At 56.5% G+C, this 16566-nt stretch carries 11 protein-coding genes; 5 read left to right on the forward strand and 6 right to left on the reverse strand.

The window, feature by feature from the left end; translation table 11 throughout:
• Window positions 1-5: 5 nt before the first annotated feature.
• The 5 genes from rbsA to rbsR all read left to right on the forward strand — a co-directional run bounded on the left by rbsA (window position 6) and on the right by rbsR (window position 5513).
• Window positions 6-1511: a ribose ABC transporter ATP-binding protein RbsA gene (gene rbsA / locus NCTC9997_RS00285; RefSeq protein ID WP_036769320.1), complete on the forward strand. Its 1506-nt coding sequence runs from the start codon at window positions 6-8 to the stop codon at window positions 1509-1511.
• The gene (gene rbsC, locus NCTC9997_RS00290; RefSeq protein ID WP_010862945.1) at window positions 1508-2488 is read left to right on the forward strand and encodes a ribose ABC transporter permease; all 981 of its coding nucleotides are present in this window, start codon (window positions 1508-1510) and stop codon (window positions 2486-2488) included. The genes rbsA and rbsC overlap by 4 nt, the downstream gene beginning before the upstream one ends.
• 33 nt (window positions 2489-2521) lie before the next feature.
• The gene (gene rbsB / locus NCTC9997_RS00295; RefSeq protein ID WP_010862944.1) at window positions 2522-3409 is read left to right on the forward strand and encodes a ribose ABC transporter substrate-binding protein RbsB; all 888 of its coding nucleotides are present in this window, start codon (window positions 2522-2524) and stop codon (window positions 3407-3409) included.
• A gap of 152 nt (window positions 3410-3561) precedes the next feature.
• Window positions 3562-4503: a ribokinase gene (gene rbsK, locus NCTC9997_RS00300; RefSeq protein WP_039046380.1), complete on the forward strand. Its 942-nt coding sequence runs from the start codon at window positions 3562-3564 to the stop codon at window positions 4501-4503.
• Between the two features lie 2 nt (window positions 4504-4505).
• Window positions 4506-5513: a ribose operon transcriptional repressor RbsR gene (rbsR, locus tag NCTC9997_RS00305; RefSeq protein ID WP_039046381.1), complete on the forward strand. Its 1008-nt coding sequence runs from the start codon at window positions 4506-4508 to the stop codon at window positions 5511-5513.
• A 111-nt stretch (window positions 5514-5624) separates the two neighbouring features.
• On the opposite strand, the gene bcsC is transcribed toward rbsR, so the two are convergent.
• From bcsC to NCTC9997_RS00335, 6 genes are all read right to left on the reverse strand, one after another.
• The gene (gene bcsC / locus NCTC9997_RS00310; RefSeq protein ID WP_064977042.1) at window positions 5625-9182 is read right to left on the reverse strand and encodes a cellulose synthase complex outer membrane protein BcsC; all 3558 of its coding nucleotides are present in this window, start codon (window positions 9180-9182) and stop codon (window positions 5625-5627) included.
• Window positions 9170-10288 (reverse strand): cellulose synthase complex periplasmic endoglucanase BcsZ, encoded by a 1119-nt coding sequence (gene bcsZ, locus NCTC9997_RS00315; protein ID WP_064977043.1) that lies wholly within the window; start codon window positions 10286-10288, stop codon window positions 9170-9172. The genes bcsC and bcsZ overlap by 13 nt, the downstream gene beginning before the upstream one ends.
• A 15-nt stretch (window positions 10289-10303) precedes the next feature.
• Window positions 10304-12652, reverse strand: coding sequence for a cellulose biosynthesis cyclic di-GMP-binding regulatory protein BcsB (gene bcsB, locus NCTC9997_RS00320; RefSeq protein WP_230405844.1), 2349 nt, complete (start codon window positions 12650-12652; stop codon window positions 10304-10306).
• Complete coding sequence (bcsA, locus tag NCTC9997_RS00325; protein ID WP_064977044.1) at window positions 12649-15279, reverse strand: UDP-forming cellulose synthase catalytic subunit; 2631 nt, start codon at window positions 15277-15279, stop codon at window positions 12649-12651. The genes bcsB and bcsA overlap by 4 nt, the downstream gene beginning before the upstream one ends.
• Window positions 15276-16046 carry a cellulose biosynthesis protein BcsQ gene (gene bcsQ, locus NCTC9997_RS00330; protein ID WP_010862937.1) on the reverse strand — a complete coding sequence of 257 codons (771 nt, stop codon included), beginning with the start codon at window positions 16044-16046 and terminating at the stop codon, window positions 15276-15278. The genes bcsA and bcsQ overlap by 4 nt, the downstream gene beginning before the upstream one ends.
• A gap of 249 nt (window positions 16047-16295) precedes the next feature.
• On the reverse strand, window positions 16296-16493 hold the full coding sequence (locus tag NCTC9997_RS00335; protein ID WP_010862936.1) for a cellulose biosynthesis BcsR family protein: 198 nt from the start codon (window positions 16491-16493) through the stop codon (window positions 16296-16298).
• Window positions 16494-16566: the final 73 nt, after the last annotated feature.

Genomic DNA, 16566 nt, shown 5'->3' on the forward strand with positions numbered 1-16566 from the left:
CGGATATGCCTTTACTGCAATTAAGCGGTATCGACAAAGCCTTCCCCGGCGTGAAAGCCCTGTCGGGCGCCAGCCTGACGGTGTATCCCGGCCGGGTGATGGCGCTGATGGGCGAAAACGGCGCGGGTAAGTCGACCCTGATGAAGGTGCTGACCGGCATTTACAGCAAAGATGCCGGTACGCTGCACTATTTAGGGCAACCGGCCAGCTTCAATGGCCCGAAAGCGTCGCAAGAGGCGGGAATCAGCATCATCCATCAGGAGTTGAACCTGATCCCACAGCTGACGATTGCCGAAAATATCTTCCTCGGTCGCGAGTTTCTCGGCCGTTTTGGCCGTATCGATTGGCCGCGCATGTACCAAGAAGCTGACCGCCTGCTGGCGCGCCTCAATGTACGGCATAACAGCCGCACCTTGTTAGGTGAGCTGTCGATTGGCGAGCAGCAGATGGTAGAAATTGCCAAAGCGATCAGTTTCGAGTCGCGCGTCATCATCATGGATGAACCGACCGATGCCCTGACCGATACCGAAACCGAGGCGCTGTTTGCGGTGATCCGCGAGCTGAAAGCCGAAGGGCGCGGCATCGTCTACATCTCGCACCGCTTAAAAGAGATTTTCGAGATTTGCGATGATGTGACCGTATTGCGTGACGGCCAGTTTATCGGCGAATGCCCAGTGGCGGCGCTGGATGAAGAGCGCCTGATTGAAATGATGGTCGGTCGTCGTCTTGATGAACAATATCCCCGGCTGAATCAGCCGCGCGGCGCTCTGCGCCTCGAGGTTAACAATCTGTGTGGCGAAGCGGTGCATGATGTCAGCTTCCAGCTGCATCAGGGCGAAATCTTAGGTATTTCGGGCTTGATGGGCGCGGGGCGTACTGAGCTGATGAAAGTGCTGTACGGTGCGCTGGCGCGCCATAGCGGTCAGGTGCGATTAGATGGCCAGACGCTGGATATCCGCTCGCCGCAAGATGGCTTGCAGCACGGCATTGTCTACATCTCTGAAGATCGTAAAGGCGATGGCTTAGTGCTCGGCATGTCGGTGCAAGAGAATATGACCCTGACGGCGCTGCCGTATTTCAGTGGCTTTAGCCCGCTGGCTCCGCTGCATCAAGCGGAAGAAAAGCAAGCTGTGGGGGATTTTATTCGCCTGTTCAACATCAAAACCCCGCACATGACGCAACCGATTGGCCTGTTATCCGGCGGTAATCAGCAGAAAGTGGCGATTGCGCGTGGGCTGATGACGCGGCCTAAAGTGCTGATCCTCGATGAACCGACCCGCGGGGTCGACGTTGGCGCCAAGAAAGAGATTTACCAGTTGATCAACCAGTTCAAACAAGAGGGGCTGAGCATCATTTTAGTCTCCTCGGAAATGCCGGAAGTGCTCGGTATGAGCGACCGGGTACTGGTGATGCACGAAGGCCGCATCAGCGGTGAATTTGCAATTGAAAATGCAACCCAAGAAGCACTGATGGCCGCCGCCGTCGGTAAACCCACAGGACAAGCAGCATGAGTGTGCAGACCATGAAAGGCCAGACATCCTCTTCCCGTTACTTCAGTAAAGCATGGCTTCTGGAGCAAAAATCCCTGATTGCACTGCTGGTGCTGATTGCCGTGGTGTCATTCTTAAACCCTAACTTTTTCATGCTGGATAACCTGCTGAATATCCTGCGCCAGACCTCGGTCAACGCCATTATTGCGGTGGGGATGACCTTGGTTATCCTGACCGCTGGCATTGATTTGTCGGTCGGCTCGGTGTTGGCGCTGTGTGGCGCGGTAGCGGCCACCATGGTCGGGCTGGAGTTACCGGTGTATGTGGTGATTCCGGCGGCGCTGGCCCTCGGCGCTGCGCTGGGTGGCATCAGCGGCGTGATCATCGCCAAAGGTAAGGTGCAGGCCTTTATCGCTACCTTGGTCACCATGACACTGCTGCGCGGGGCGACCTTGGTGTACACCGATGGCCGTCCGGTCAGCACCGGTTTTTCCGATGCTGCCGACAGCTTTGCGTGGCTGGGTACCGGCTATCTGTTTGGGATCCCTGTGCCTATCTGGCTGATGGCGCTGGTGTTCATCGCTGCGTGGTACATGCTGAACCACACCCGTATGGGCCGTTATATCTATGCGCTGGGGGGGAATGAAGCCGCTACCCGTTTGTCCGGTATCAATGTCGATCGGGTCAAGATTGCCGTGTACGCCCTGTGTGGTTTGCTGGCGGCACTGGCCGGTCTGATTGTCACCTCGCGTCTGTCATCGGCGCAGCCAACCGCCGGTACTGGCTATGAGCTGGATGCGATTGCCGCGGTGGTGCTGGGTGGAACCAGTTTGGCCGGTGGTAAGGGGCGCATCATGGGGACCTTAATTGGTGCGCTGATCATTGGCTTTTTGAACAACGCCCTGAACTTGTTGGACGTGTCGTCTTACTACCAGATGATTGCCAAAGCGGTCGTGATCCTGCTGGCGGTGCTGGTGGATAACAAAAGCGGTAAATAAACCTCTGAACCCATAATGACAAGGATAAATCGGATGAACATCAAAAAACTGGCTACTGTGGTTTCTGCGGCTCTGCTGAGCGCGTCTCTGACCGGTAACGCACTGGCGAAAGACACGCTGGCGATGGTGGTTTCCACCCTGAACAACCCGTTCTTCGTCACCATGAAAGAAGGGGCGGAGAAAAAAGCCAATGAGCTGGGCTATAACCTGATTGTGCTCGACTCGCAAAATGACCCGGCCAAAGAGCTGGCGAACGTGGAAGACCTGACCGTGCGTGGCGTGAAGGTGCTGCTGATCAACCCAACGGACTCAGCCGCCGTAGCCAACGCGGTAGCGATGGCCAATCGCAGTAACCTGCCGGTGATCACCCTCGACCGCGGCGCGGAAAAAGGCAAAGTGGTCAGCCACATCGCGTCTGATAACGTCGCGGGCGGCAAGATGGCCGGTGATTTCATCGCCGAGAAGCTGGGCAAGCAGGCCAAAGTGATTGAATTAGAAGGGATCGCTGGTACGTCGGCGGCCCGTGAGCGTGGCGCGGGCTTTAAGCAAGCCATCGAAGCCCATCAGCTGCAACTGCTGGCGGCACAACCGGCTGATTTTGACCGCACGAAAGGTCTGAACGTCATGGAAAACCTGTTGGCCGCGCAGCCTCAGGTACAAGCAGTGTTTGCTCAAAACGATGAAATGGCGCTTGGCGCCCTGCGTGCGCTGCAAGCTGCCGGCAAAGAAAACGTGCTGGTGGTGGGTTTTGACGGCACCGAAGACGGGATCAAAGCGGTACAGCGTGGTAAGTTAGCCGCCACTATTGCCCAGCAGCCGGATCAAATCGGCAGCATCGGCGTAGAAACAGCCGATAAAGTGCTCAAAGGCCAACCGGTCGAAGCCAATATCCCTGTTCCGCTGAAAGTGGTAACCAAATAAGTTAGGCGACCGGCAGCCCAGGCTGCCGGTCTGTTTTCCCAGCAATGCCATCGCCATGCGGCGGCCACCCAACGGGGTGCCTCGCTGTGCCGCGGGGCGAGAAACCGCTGCGCCCGTGTACAACGCGCTGCGCGCAGGTGAAAGGAGACTGTATGCACACCGGTAAACTTGTGGTGTTGGGTAGCGTGAACGCTGATCACATCCTGTCTGTTAATCACTTCCCGCGTCCGGGTGAGACCCTCACCGGCCATGCCTATCAAGTGGTGTTCGGCGGTAAAGGCGCCAATCAGGCGGTGGCGGCCGGTCGTTTGGGCGCTAACGTCAGCTTCATTGCCTGTGTTGGTGAAGATGATATCGGTGCCCGCATGCGCGAACAGTTTGTGCGTGATGGGGTGGATGTCCAAGGCGTGATGCGCGTTCCGGGTATGAATACCGGTGTGGCGATGATTTTTGTGTCCGCCCACGGCGAGAACAGCATTGGCATCGCTGCTGAAGCCAACGCTGCGTTGACTCCTGATCGCTTACAGCCTCATCTGGATCTGATCCGGGATGCTGATGCGTTGCTGATGCAGCTGGAAACTCCATTGGATACCATCATGGCGGCAGCCAGCGCGGCGCGCGCCGCGGGTACCACCGTGATTTTAAACCCTGCGCCGGCCCATGCGCTGCCTGATAGCCTATTGGCGCAGGTGGATATCATTACTCCGAACGAAACCGAAGCCGAATGTCTGACCGGCATCAAGATTGATTCGGATGCCGATGCGGCCCGCGCTGCCGCCATGCTGCACGGCAAAGGGATCCGTACCGTGCTGATCACCTTGGGTGCGCGCGGGGTGTGGTTTAGCGAGCAAGATAATGCGGGCGTGCTGATCCCCGGATTCCGCGTGCAGGCGCTGGATACCACCGCCGCCGGCGATACCTTTAATGCCGCGTTTGTGACTGCCATGCTGGAGCAAAAACCGCTGGCCGCTGCGATCCGTTTTGCCCATGCGGCCGCCGCGCTGTCGGTGACCCGTTTTGGCGCCCAGCCTTCGATCCCGTGGCGCAATGAAACCGATTACTTCTTGCAACAGCAACCGACTACGGCGCTGTAATTATGGCGACCATGAAGGATGTTGCCCGTCTGGCGGGCGTTTCAACCTCCACCGTCTCGCATGTGATTAATAACAGTCGCTTTGTGAGTGATGAGATCCGTGCGCGGATCATGGCGGCGGTGGAAACGTTGAATTATTCCCCGTCGGCACTGGCGCGCAGCCTGAAGGTCAATCAAACCCGCACCATCGGGATGCTGGTGACCACCAGTAATAACCCGTTTTTTGCCGAAGTAGTCCGTGGCGTCGAGCAGACTTGCTACGAGCGCGGCTACAATCTGGTGCTGTGCAATACCGCCGGCGATCCAAAGCGGATGAGCCACAGTCTGGATATGCTGCTGCAAAAGCGGGTCGATGGCTTGCTGATGATGTGCAGCGAATCGCGGGTGGATGTCTCGGATGTGTTTCGTCGCCATCCGGCCATTCCAATGGTGGTGATGGATTGGGGTCCGCTCGGTATCGCCGCCGATTTGATTCAGGATAACTCCGAATACGGTGGCTATCTGGCCACCCGCTACCTGCTCGCGCAGGGCCATCGCCGGATTGGCATTATCACTGGGCCTTTGGATAAGCAGCCATCACAAGGGCGCTTACAGGGTTATCGCCGTGCGCTGCAAGAAGCCGGTGTTACCGAATCGGCGCAGTATTTGGCCGAGGGCGATTTTGATTTCGATGGCGGCATCAAGGGCATGCGGCAGTTGCTGGCCTGTGAGCCACGTCCGACCGCGGTGTTTGCCGGTAACGATGTGATGGCGGTGGGCGCTTATCAGGTGTTGCATCAGGCGGGATTACGTATTCCGCAGGACATGTCGGTACTCGGTTACGATGATATTGAGCTGGCTCGTTATTTGGCCCCAGCGCTGTCGACCATACATCAACCGAAAGAAGATTTGGGGCAATTGGCGGTCGATACCTTGCTGGCGCGCATTGATGATCGCAGTAAACCGGCGGACATCTTGTTGCTGGAGCCGAGTTTGGTGATCCGCGAGTCGGTAGCCGCGCTCAGCGAATAACCACATGACGCTCCGGTTGCGTTAAACCAATCAGATTTACCACAAGAAGGCCATCCTTTGGGATGGCCTTCTTGTTTTTTCGAGTCTGGCGCTCGTCGCTAAATCAGTGCATTAGTCAAAGTCAGCGTATGGCACCAGCGGCTCCGGTGGCAATAACAGATCGCCACTCCAACCATCAAAGCTGTAACGCAGATAGACCAGCGCATGGTTTGGCGTGTAGGTATCGGATTTTTCCAGATCAAACGCCGCACCGACAAACCAGTTGGGGGTCAGGCGATGCTCTACCAGCATACGGGCACGATAGCCAAAACCCGGCTCGCCACCGGGGCCGTAAATGGGATTGATAAACGTGTCGCCACTGCGATTGACCGCCTCTTGCTGTAAATCAGGGCGGTTCGGGTAGTAAGGCCCACCGTCGGATTTCGGCCATGAGTAGCCGACCGAGGCTTCCATATGTAACGACCAATCTTGCCAGCGCTGACTGTAGCTGACCGGCAGCGACAGTGACACATAACGCTGCGGACTGTAGTAACCGCCTTGGCCGAAGGTATAACCGCTCAAGTCTTTGTCGAACGTCCAATACATGGCGTTGGTGCCGACCCGCAGTCGCCGATGCGGCTCATCAATCACACGATGGTAGACGCCGCCCATCACGCGCAGCCGCGTGTTGTCCTCGACATTCTCGCCGGTCAGTTGATGATATTGCAGGCTGCTCCACGCGCCATAGGCTCCGCCTTGGTCGGCGCTCAAGCCCAGTTTGACCCCGGTTGCGCGCACGCCGCCCCAGACCTCGCCTGTATTTGGATCGACCGTGCCGGCATAGGCTAACAGCGAGTTACTCAGTGGTCGACGTGATAGCACGGCGGACCAGCCCAATTTGCCCAAATCGCCTTCGGTACGGATGCCTCCGACCCAGTCTGTGACCTCAAAGCCCAGCGGGGTTACCCCCAGATCGCCTTCCCAGCGCTCCCCGCGCCAGCCGACCGCTAATGCAGTGCCATTCGCGGTCTGTTGTTCAGAGCCATATTGGCAATTTGGTGTGCACAGCAAGGCGCTGCCAAAATCGGAGGCATCGCGCAGATTGCTTAAATCAATCCGTCCGGCATCCATATGCACTTGATCGACGCGGAAAAACAGGCGGCCGTCTTGCAGCGGAATAGCGGTTTCCAGCATCACGTTGCCGGCAGTCAGATCGGAGGTACCGGCAGTGCCGTTACTGCCCCAGCGATCGTATTCAAGCGTAACGGTGGGGTCTTGTTGGCGATACAGGCTCTCGGCATCGCTGCGGATACTGCGTTGCAGCCAATCATCCTGGGCATTGACGCGCGTTTGTTGGGTGTACGCCACATCATCCTGCCCGTCACCCAGCTTGGCGAGCTGCATGGCGCGACGGTAATCTTGTTTGGCTTGTTGCGGATTGCCGGTTTGCCGCTCTAAACGGGCGGCATCGCGGAATAGGCGGGGATCGCTGGCCTGCGCGGTCAGCAGTGGTCGCAGTTGCGTTTTGGCTTTTTCCGGCTCGCCCAGCTCAGCCCATAATACCGCGCGGCGGCGTTGTAACTCTGGGGTTTGGGCGGTACCTCGTGCCGGCTCGGCTTCAAACTGGGTCAGGGCGGTTCGCGCTTGGGTGGTTTTCCCTTGAGCAAGATCCAGCTCAATCAGGCTCAGGCGTGCATCGGCATTTTGCGGCTCCAGTAGCAGCGCCTGCGCATAATAGCGGCGTGCGCTGTCCCATTGACCGGCTTGCTGCGCCCAATCGCCCAACGTCAGTGGGATTGCGGCCTGAGTTGGATAGGTTTTTTGCTGCATCTGTAGATAGGCGATCGCGGTTTTGTCTTGGCCGCGGTTTTTCATCGCCCGAGCATTATCCATCACCGCACCGAACTCCAGCCGCGCCGCCAGCTCTTGCATGCGGTTATCCCACTGTTTTTCTGGGATGCTGCGCAGCTGACGCACTGCCGCTTGCTCTTGGCCTTGGCCGGCTAAAAACAGGCTATATGCGTAGATCAGATCCGGGTTGCGTGGCGTGCGTTTCAACAAGGGGGCAAAGGTTGCCTCCGGTTGAGGCTGTCCGAGTTGGGCGCGTAATTTGGCTAAGCGGTAAGTGAGCCAAATATCATCTGGGCGGATTTTCTGTGCCCGCGCCAGTTTGCTTTCGGCTTGTGCCAGCTGATTTTGTCCCGATAAGGTTTCGGCTTCTTGCTGTAGCGTTTCTGCTTGCTGTTGCAGTTTTTCGGCCTCTTTTTGCAACCGATCGGCTTCAATTTGCTGCAAATCACTGGCAAATAGCTTGCGCTGCGCCGGCGAGAGGCCCGCGATCAAGGCTTTAGCTTGTTGTGGATTTTTCTCCAGCTGCAGATTGATACGCTTACGTAAAGCGCTGTCATTATCTGGGAAGCGGCGCTGAATCTCTTGGTAGGCGCGATCGGCCTCAGTAATTTGTCCGCGTTTGGCGGCCAGATCGGCCAAGCCAAGGCTGGCATACGGGTCATTCGGCTCAATCGGCAGTGCCGTACGATAGGCTTGTTCGGCTTGCGCCCATTGACCTTTTTCCAGCGCCTGATCGCCGGTTTGGATTAGACCCCAATAACGGGCGGTATTGATCAGCGCAGTCCATTTGGCCGCATCGTCGGCGGAGGGGTCATTTTTCTGCGCTTGTTCAAACAAGGCCAACGCTTCGCTATGCCGGCTTTGACGCAGACGTAACCGACCCAACTCGCCCAGTAATTCCGGATCATTCGGGTAGCCTTGCAGCGCGCGGCGCAGCTCTTGCTCTATTTGCGCATAATCTTGGCTGTTAGCCGCCATCTTTTGGTTGGCGCGCTGTTTGGCCTGAAAGGCGGGGTTACTGAGCGTAGCTTGCAAGGTTTGGTAAGCGCTGTGCGCTTCGGCGCTGGCATTCGGGTAGAGCTGTAAATAGCGCTGCCACAAGGCGGCGGTTTGGTTACTCACCGGCAGGCGTTGCAGTTGATCGTACCAAAGTTGGCCCGCATTGTTACGCTCTTGTGCGTCATTACTGAGGCGCGTGAGCAGTGCAAAACCGGCTTCGGAGTCGGCTTGCTCGCTAAACAGCTGGCGTGCATAAGCCAGAGCCAGTTGGCCGTTGTCTGGATTTTGGCGGCTGAGCTTGGCAATCGCTTGGCGCGCTTGTGCTTGGCTGTCGGGGAGCTGGTTTTTGACTTGCCAGTATTCGAGCGCCAATTGCGGGGTGGGGAATGCGCCGCCGAGCAGCTTATCGTACAGTTCGATGGCTTGCTGATAACGACCAGCACGGGCAAACAAGCGCGCCTGTTGTAACTGCGCTTTGCCTTGCGGCTGCACCAGCGCATAGGCGCGTTGCGATTGTTGATAGGCCGCGGATTGTGGTGCTAGTGCGCGTAAACGCTCTAACGTTGCGGCGGCTTGCTCCGTTTGGTTTTGGCGCAGTTCAAAGCGCAGCTGCGCGGCTAAGACCTCGGGATTATTGGGCGCAATTTTGCGCAGTCGTTCGAGAGAGTCTTGAACCAGATCGTCGCGGTTAGTCGCTTCTCCCAAGGCTACCTGGCTGAGCAGCCACTGGGTCGGCGAGGCAGCTTCTTGCTGCGCCGCCAGTACCGGTGGGCTGGTCAGTAGCGCTGGCGTCAACGAGACGGCCAGCAGGGAGTAAAGCAGCGGTTTTATTCCTGACATGAAGAACTACCTTGTAAAATCAATTCTCCTTGCGGGGAGAAACGATAACGTCCGTCCAGCCATCCCTGTCCGAACAGTGTTAAGACCGTATTGTAATAGGCATCCGCAGCGGGAGGCTGTTGCTCCACCCGCTGTTGCTGGCGCTGTAAGGCGCTTGGATCCGATTGCCGACTCAGCAGGGGCAGCAATGCCGCGGAAAAGCCGACCGGACCGTCACCATTAACCTGTAAGGTGCGGGTATTGATGCTTTCTGGCGGCAAGGGATGCTGCTGCAGATAGTCCGCCATCGGGGCAAAGTGCTGTTGTAAGGCCTGCGCCTGCGGGTTTTGCGGGTCGAGCATCCCCACCCACAGATAGACCCGAATGGCATCATAGCTGCCAGTCCAGCCACTGCCGCTTTTCTCTTGCCAGGCACCGGCGGTAGTCCAATTAATCCAGTTGGGGGCAAAGCCGCGCGGCGCACTTTCTTGCAGTAAACGCTGGGTGGCGGCACGCATTGCTGGCCACACTTGATGCGGATACTGCATGGCTAAACGGTCGATGATAAAGGGGGGCAGATAGCTGGGGTTCAGCGTCCAGCTGTCATCGTGGTGAAAGCCATGGGCGCCCGGTAGTAGCATTGGGCCCAGCTGGGGCAACGTTGCTACTTCGTGGCGGATAATCTGCTGCAACAGCAGGGCGCTGCGGCTTTGGTAGTCGCGAATTTTCCACAGCCGTCCGGCTTCGCTTAAGGTATACGCAATCCACAGATCCGAGTCTGCCGCCGAGTTGCTGTCCAGCACCTCGCCTTGGCCGGTTTTGTTTAAGCCCCATAACCATGCGGGTAGATGGGTGGCCAGATCGCCGTGCGCCAGATGGATTTCGGTCCAGCGCAACAGACGGCGAAAGGTGGGCTGATCGCCAGCCACCAAGGCAAAGAACAGCGCGTACGATTGCCCTTCGGAGGTGGTGATCAGGCGCGGGTCACTGCGATCAATGACCCGCCCTTGCGGGTCAATGAAGTTGCGCTTGAACGCTTCCCATGCCGGCCATGTGCAGCTGGCACGGACGCTCGTACTGCTGAGCAGTAACATCAGCAGCAGTGCCGCCGTGCGTCGGTATCTCATGGCCGTGCCTGCTCCTTATTTGTGCTGGTCATCCAAACGACGACGGGTCACCCAGCGCATGGTATTCCACAGGGCGATACTCACCAGCACCACCGCGACGGCCGCGATCAGCGCCAGTAATAGCGGGTAGGAGGAGAGGTGATACCACACCAGCATCCACCAAGGCAGTTGACCGACGTAGTACAACTCGCCAACCCGCTCGCTGTTAATTTGCCCATCTCGGAAGACCACCACCGAGCCGCTCATGGCACTGACTTTACCCGAATCATTCAGCCCTTGCGTGATCAGCGCCAGATTTTCGCTGTTGGACGCCAGCATCGCCACCACGCTGCGCTGGGTGCCAAATGGCGACTCAAAACCGATCATCGCCGCGATATTACCTTCTGAGCGAGTATCCACTCGGCTGGCCGCTTTCACATTCGGGTTCGGCTCTTTGGCAGGCGTGGGGTTGATTTCTCGTACCTGACGCAGTGGTTGGTTAAGCCAAGCGCGGGTTTGTTCAATCAGACCACTGTGATCTTTTTGCAGTAACGGATCGCCGGACGCCAACTGACCAATCAGCAAGAGATCTTTATTGGCTTCTTTGGCTTGCTGCCAGTTATCGGTGATGCTGACTTGCACCGCCGGATAACCGGTCGAGGCGCCCATCTTACCCATCACACTGAGCAGTAATCCCAGTTCGGATGGGGTGGGTTGGGCTGGCATCAGCACCAGCGTCTGTGACAAGTCGGCCAAGCGCGTAAACGGATAGCCAACATTGGCAAAGGTGCGTAAATCCGGCATGGCGATATAGTGGTGATAGCCACTGAAATCGATGGTGGAGCTTGGCTCAATCGCCGCATGTACATTGGGCGTGATGTTGGTAACGCACATGCCCTGTGGGCCGCCATTGGTGTAGGAGCCAAAGGCAAAATCAAAGCGCAGTTGGTTGCGTGAACCAATTTTCAGGGCGGGGATCAGCACATCGCTATCACGGCTGAACATATCCGTCAGAATAGGCAAGCGCAGGCGCTCGGAACTACCGCCTTGGCCAGAGTCACGCAGTAAAAACGCCTGCACGAACTGATCATTGATGCTGACGTTTAGCCGTGAGCTATCCATGGTGACCGGTGGCGTGTAGCGGTATTGCAAGTTAAGCGGAATACCGGGGCTGCGCCACGTAAACAGATCTGGCGGCACATTCATGGTCAGGGTGATGGGGTTCGGCGTCAGACCGGAGACCTGCAACTGCTGCGGGTAATCCATCAGCTCGCTGAACGGAATGGGGCGGTCGGTACGCACCCAGTTCGGGGCGTCATACGGCTGGCGTGGCAGCAGGGTTTTCACCTCGGTGATGGTGGTGGACTGACCTCGTAGTAAGGTGGTGCCAAGAGAAATGCCTTGTGCGGCAGTAAGCAGATCGGCGTCATCACGACCGAGTACCAGCAGCAGCTTGATATACGGTTTTTGTGGATGGCTGATGATTTCCACGGTTGGCGCTTCAACTGGCGGGTAATCACGCAGGAAATCCGGACGCTGACTGTTGGTGGCAAACACTATCGCATTTTGCTCTGGCAACTGATTCAGGCTGACGGGGAAGGTCTGTCCGCGCCATTTAGACTGTGCGCCAAACCACGAGGCCAAGGCGGACGCCGCTTGTTGGGTGACAGTGGACGGCATGCTGGCAAACACAAACGGTAATTGCAGCGGGTTGACATCGCGGGCGTCAAAAAACGGCTCAGGGAACAGTGATAAATCATTGCTCAGAGCTACGGTTTGCACGTTCAGATCCAAGCGGCTTTTCCGGCTCAAATCCGCCCACAGCACATTGTTGAGCGGGTCTTCGCACGGCGCATTGTAATGGCCGATCAGCTCAAAACGGACAGTGTTGAAATCTTTGATAAAGCGCGGATTGAGGCTGACCACATGGTCCACCTCTTTACCCATCTGCTCTTGTTGAATGGGGATCACCTGCATCAGCTCATCGTTCATGTACACCTTAATCTGCGACATGATCGGTAACATGGCCGGTGACGGGGTAAAAATCAGATGCAACTTGGCGTCAGTCACTATCTGATCGCTGCGCACGCCAAAATCCATTTGAATGGTTTTAAGCGCATTACGCAGCTCAAGGATCCCGCTTGGCAACAGCTGATTAAAGCTCAGGCTCAAGTTTGTCATCGGCGCCTGCTCTCTATTTTCGCTGCTGTTTGGGCTATTAGCGTTGGCCGCACTTGGCGTGGCCGTGGTGGCCAACGGGGTGCCGGAAGTCGATACGGCCGGCGCCGGCGTATCACCAATATATTCTTGCGCTGCGCACAGCTCAGGGAGCCCCCCGATCATAGCGAGCGCCAGCAACAGGGTATTACGTGAGAGTGCCATCATAATTCAGCTTCTTGCTTAGAGTTAACGGGATCCGCAACCAGTGTCATTGCCGGCGTTCTGGGTATAAATGAGCTAAACCATTCCGTCAGCCATACCGTCAGACGGATCAGCCAAGCGATCGCCCGTGGTGCTTGCTTGGCCATTTGTTTGTACCCGCGCAGCCCTACCGCGAAGATATCTTGGATACTGCGCATCGGTTGATCTTGCTGATAGCTTTCTTGCCACATCGCCCAAGTGTCGGCACGGGCAAAGGTGCATTGCACAAAGTTAATGTGTGACTGCAAATCCATGTGTTCGAGCTGGATCCCGACAAAGTTATTGCGCTGGTTACACACCTTGGCGCGGAACATAAACTCTTGCGTACCGCGTTTGAGCATCAACGTCATCGGCTCATTGCTATCAAAGGCTTGCGGATGATCCAATTCCAGTCCCACCCCGCCATCAGAGTAATCCACCATCATGCAAGGAAAGGCGTGCCCGGTTTTGCGATACAGCACTGCCGGCAAGCGGATCTGCACGCGGTGCGTTTTCCGCACCTGTTTCACCTCTGAGGCCACCGCCACAGCGCCGCCTAATAACAGCAGGTTATACAAGGTCCACAGCAAACTGATCACCACGGTTATCGCTTCATCGGCGGGGCCCCAAATCAGGCGATAGCCAGCAAACAGTACGCCGAGGAAATTCAGCATAGCGAGCACTAAAAATGGCTTGGAGATATCCCAATCAAAATATTGCTCGTCGATCAGACCGCCTTTGGCGGTAACGTTAAAGGAGCCTTTGCGGGGGTTGAACAACGCCACCGTGGTTGGGCGAGCGATATACCACGACAGCACGGTTTCGTAGATCTCACTCCAAAACGAGTAGCGGTATTTTCCTTGGATCCGCGAGTTGGTCATGCTGGCGTGCGTCATGTGTGGGATTACGTACAGCATAATCATCACCGCTGGGGCATAGATGATGTAAGAGTGGAAAATCAAAAACGCCAACGGGGCGGTCAGGTACACCAACCGCGGGACTCCGGACAAAAAGTGCAGCATGGCATTGGTGTAGCACAAGCGCTGTGCCCAAGATAATCCTTTTCCAAACAATGGGTTATCGAGGCGAAAGATCTGCACCATACCACGCGCCCAGCGGATCCGTTGGCCGACGTGCGCCGATAAACTTTCGGTCGCCAGCCCTGCCGCTTGGGGAATGCGAATGTAGGCCGAGCGATAACCGTGGCGATGCAGTCGCAAAGAGGTGTGCGCATCTTCGGTCACGGTTTCGACAGCAAAGCCGCCAATCTCCTCCAACGCGGTGCGACGCAACACGGCGCAGGAGCCACAGAAGAAGGTCGCATCCCAAGTGTCATTACCGTCTTGCACCAAGCCGTAGAACAGGGTGTTCTCGTTCGGGGTTTTGCGGAAGTTGCCCAAGTTACGCTCAAACGGATCGGGCGAGAAAAAGTGATGCGGAGTTTGCATCATCGCCATATGCGGGTCTTTGACGAACCAGCCGAGCGTCATCTGCAAGAATGAGCGGGTCGGGATGTGGTCGCAGTCAAACACGGTGACGAATTCGCCATGGGTTTTCTTCAGTGCCGCATTCAGGTTACCGGCTTTGGCGTGGAAATTGTTATCCCGGATCAGGTAGTGGACGCCCACTTCTCTGGCAAAGTCAGCCAGATAGCTACGCCGGCCATCATCCAGAATATAGATGTTGAGCTTCTCTTGCGGCCAATCTAGGCCCAGTGCGGCGTAGACCGTCGGGCGGATCACCGACAAATCTTCGTTATAGGTGGGGATGTAGATATCCACGCTCGGCCACAGCTTCGGATCTGACGGCAGCGGATAGGGGCTGCGGTGCAGTGGCCAGATAGTCTGGAAATAGCCCAGCATCAGCACCAGCCAAGAGTAGGTTTCGGCTGCCAGCAGGCCAAGACCGAAGCTTAAATCCAGTGGGCTGTCCCAGTTCAAGGTTTGGGTATAGCGCCACCACAGGTAGCGACAGGAGATCACCACCGACAGCACAATCATCATCATGCTGGGAAAACGCCCCGGGACATTGCGGATCAGCAGAGCCAGCACCCACAAAATCACCACAAAGGTCAGCTGAGCCAGCATGCCGAACGGCTCGGTGATACACAAAATAGCCAAGACCAGCGCCAGCACTAAGATGCCCCACTGCCAGAGTGCGGCCAATTTACTGCGTGCTTGGTGCCAAGGGCCGGTTTGCGTCATCGGCTGCACCCACGGGTGGCTGTGAAATGGAAAGGTATTCAGGGCGTGATACAGGCGCTGACGTCCACGGCGCAGCAGGGCAAACAGGCGCGCTGATGCCGCGCTCAGGCGCAGGGTGGCTGCAGGGCGCGCACTACGCGCACCGCGCAGCAGTAACCACAGGGTTTGCAGCAGTAGGCGTAACGGATCGGCAAAGCGGTAGCTGCGTTGCAGCTGCGGATACAGTTGCCGCCGATTTTGTCGCAGCCAGCACCAGGCGGGGGCTTCTAAACGCAGCACACACCACAGCAGTAACCACCCGGCGGTAATCAGTAGCGCGGGGATCGCCCGCCAATGGCGGTGGGTGCGCTGATAATAGTCACGAATAGCGGCCGCAGGGCCGGGTTGCAGGAGCAGATGGCCACTCATGATCCCTGCTCCACTCTTTTTTTGCACCAAGTCGCTAGCGACAGAAAATCCTGAGCGGCCAGCGATTGCGGAGCAAAGTCGGTGATCAGCTGTTTGGTGGCTAGCGCTTCGCGGATCGCTTCATCTTGGTGGATAGCGCCCGGTACCAGCTTATTGCCTAAGGTGGTCTGCCACAGTTGCCAGATATCGCGCGACAGCTGGGGATAGGTATGGTGACGATTGACGAGCCAATAGTGATGATCCAGCGCCGCGGCGTCAGGCGTCACCTGCTGTTGCGTAAGCATCTCGGCTGGATGGGCGGCGCTATACATCAGTGCATGGCAGGCGGGATCCGCTTCGGTGACATGTAGCCATAAATCGGCGATGTCGTGCGCTTGCTGGGCAAAGGTGAGCGGATAGCGCGGAATATCGAGAATGATCCAAGTGCGCCGATCCAGCGCCAGACTGCTTACCGCCTGTTGTAGCCAAGTGGAGGGCAGCGTATCTAATGCTGCAAAGTTTGTGGGCCGACCAAATGGCAGTAGCAACAGATTCGGGTAGCCGGTGGCAAATGCCGCCTGATACCAAGGACGTTGCTCGGTGATAGCTTGCGCCCAACCGGTATTGATATGAAAACCTAATCCGACATGCTGACCCAGCAGATTATGCGGGCTTAAATCCCACAGTAATACCGGATAGTCCATTGCTTGCAGGGTGGCAGCCAGCCCTGCGGCGACGGTGGTTGTCCCGCATCCTCCACGGATCCCCTGAATAGCAATGACTGGCATGATTAACCGTTCCTTTTGCTAAATTGTATTGGCTGACTGTTTTTTTATTCTGCTGTGTTGTGGTTATATTGGTTTTTTATTTCTTTATTTTTATTTGCGTCGCGTTTTATCGCTGTGTCTCGTGAAATGTTATTCGTCTAAAATCGCATTATTTCTAAATGTATGTAACTTTGGGGGGCAACTAATTTTTTGGTTATAAGGGTTCGTCTTTGAAGAATAATTTATTACATCACGTTGGTATTAATACTTTCAGGCTGCAGCGGTATGTTCTGTATCTGGTTCTTTTGGCGTAACCAAACTTTGCGCCAACAGAGGCCAGCGATCGGTAATACCTTTAATCGCTTCTAAGTCTTTGACTTCGAGGTACTGTAACTGACTGATATGGTAGCAGTTAAGCAGGTTAGTTACGTCCTCACCGGTAGTGCTGTTCGTCAGATTCGTTTGCATCACTCATTCCTCAGACGCTGCCGGCACGCGAAAATCTATACACTGAAAGACTTTCTCGATAACACGGAGTGGT

The sequence above is a fragment of the Plesiomonas shigelloides genome (genome assembly GCF_900087055.1).
Classification (GTDB): domain Bacteria; phylum Pseudomonadota; class Gammaproteobacteria; order Enterobacterales; family CAMTGL01; genus Plesiomonas; species Plesiomonas shigelloides.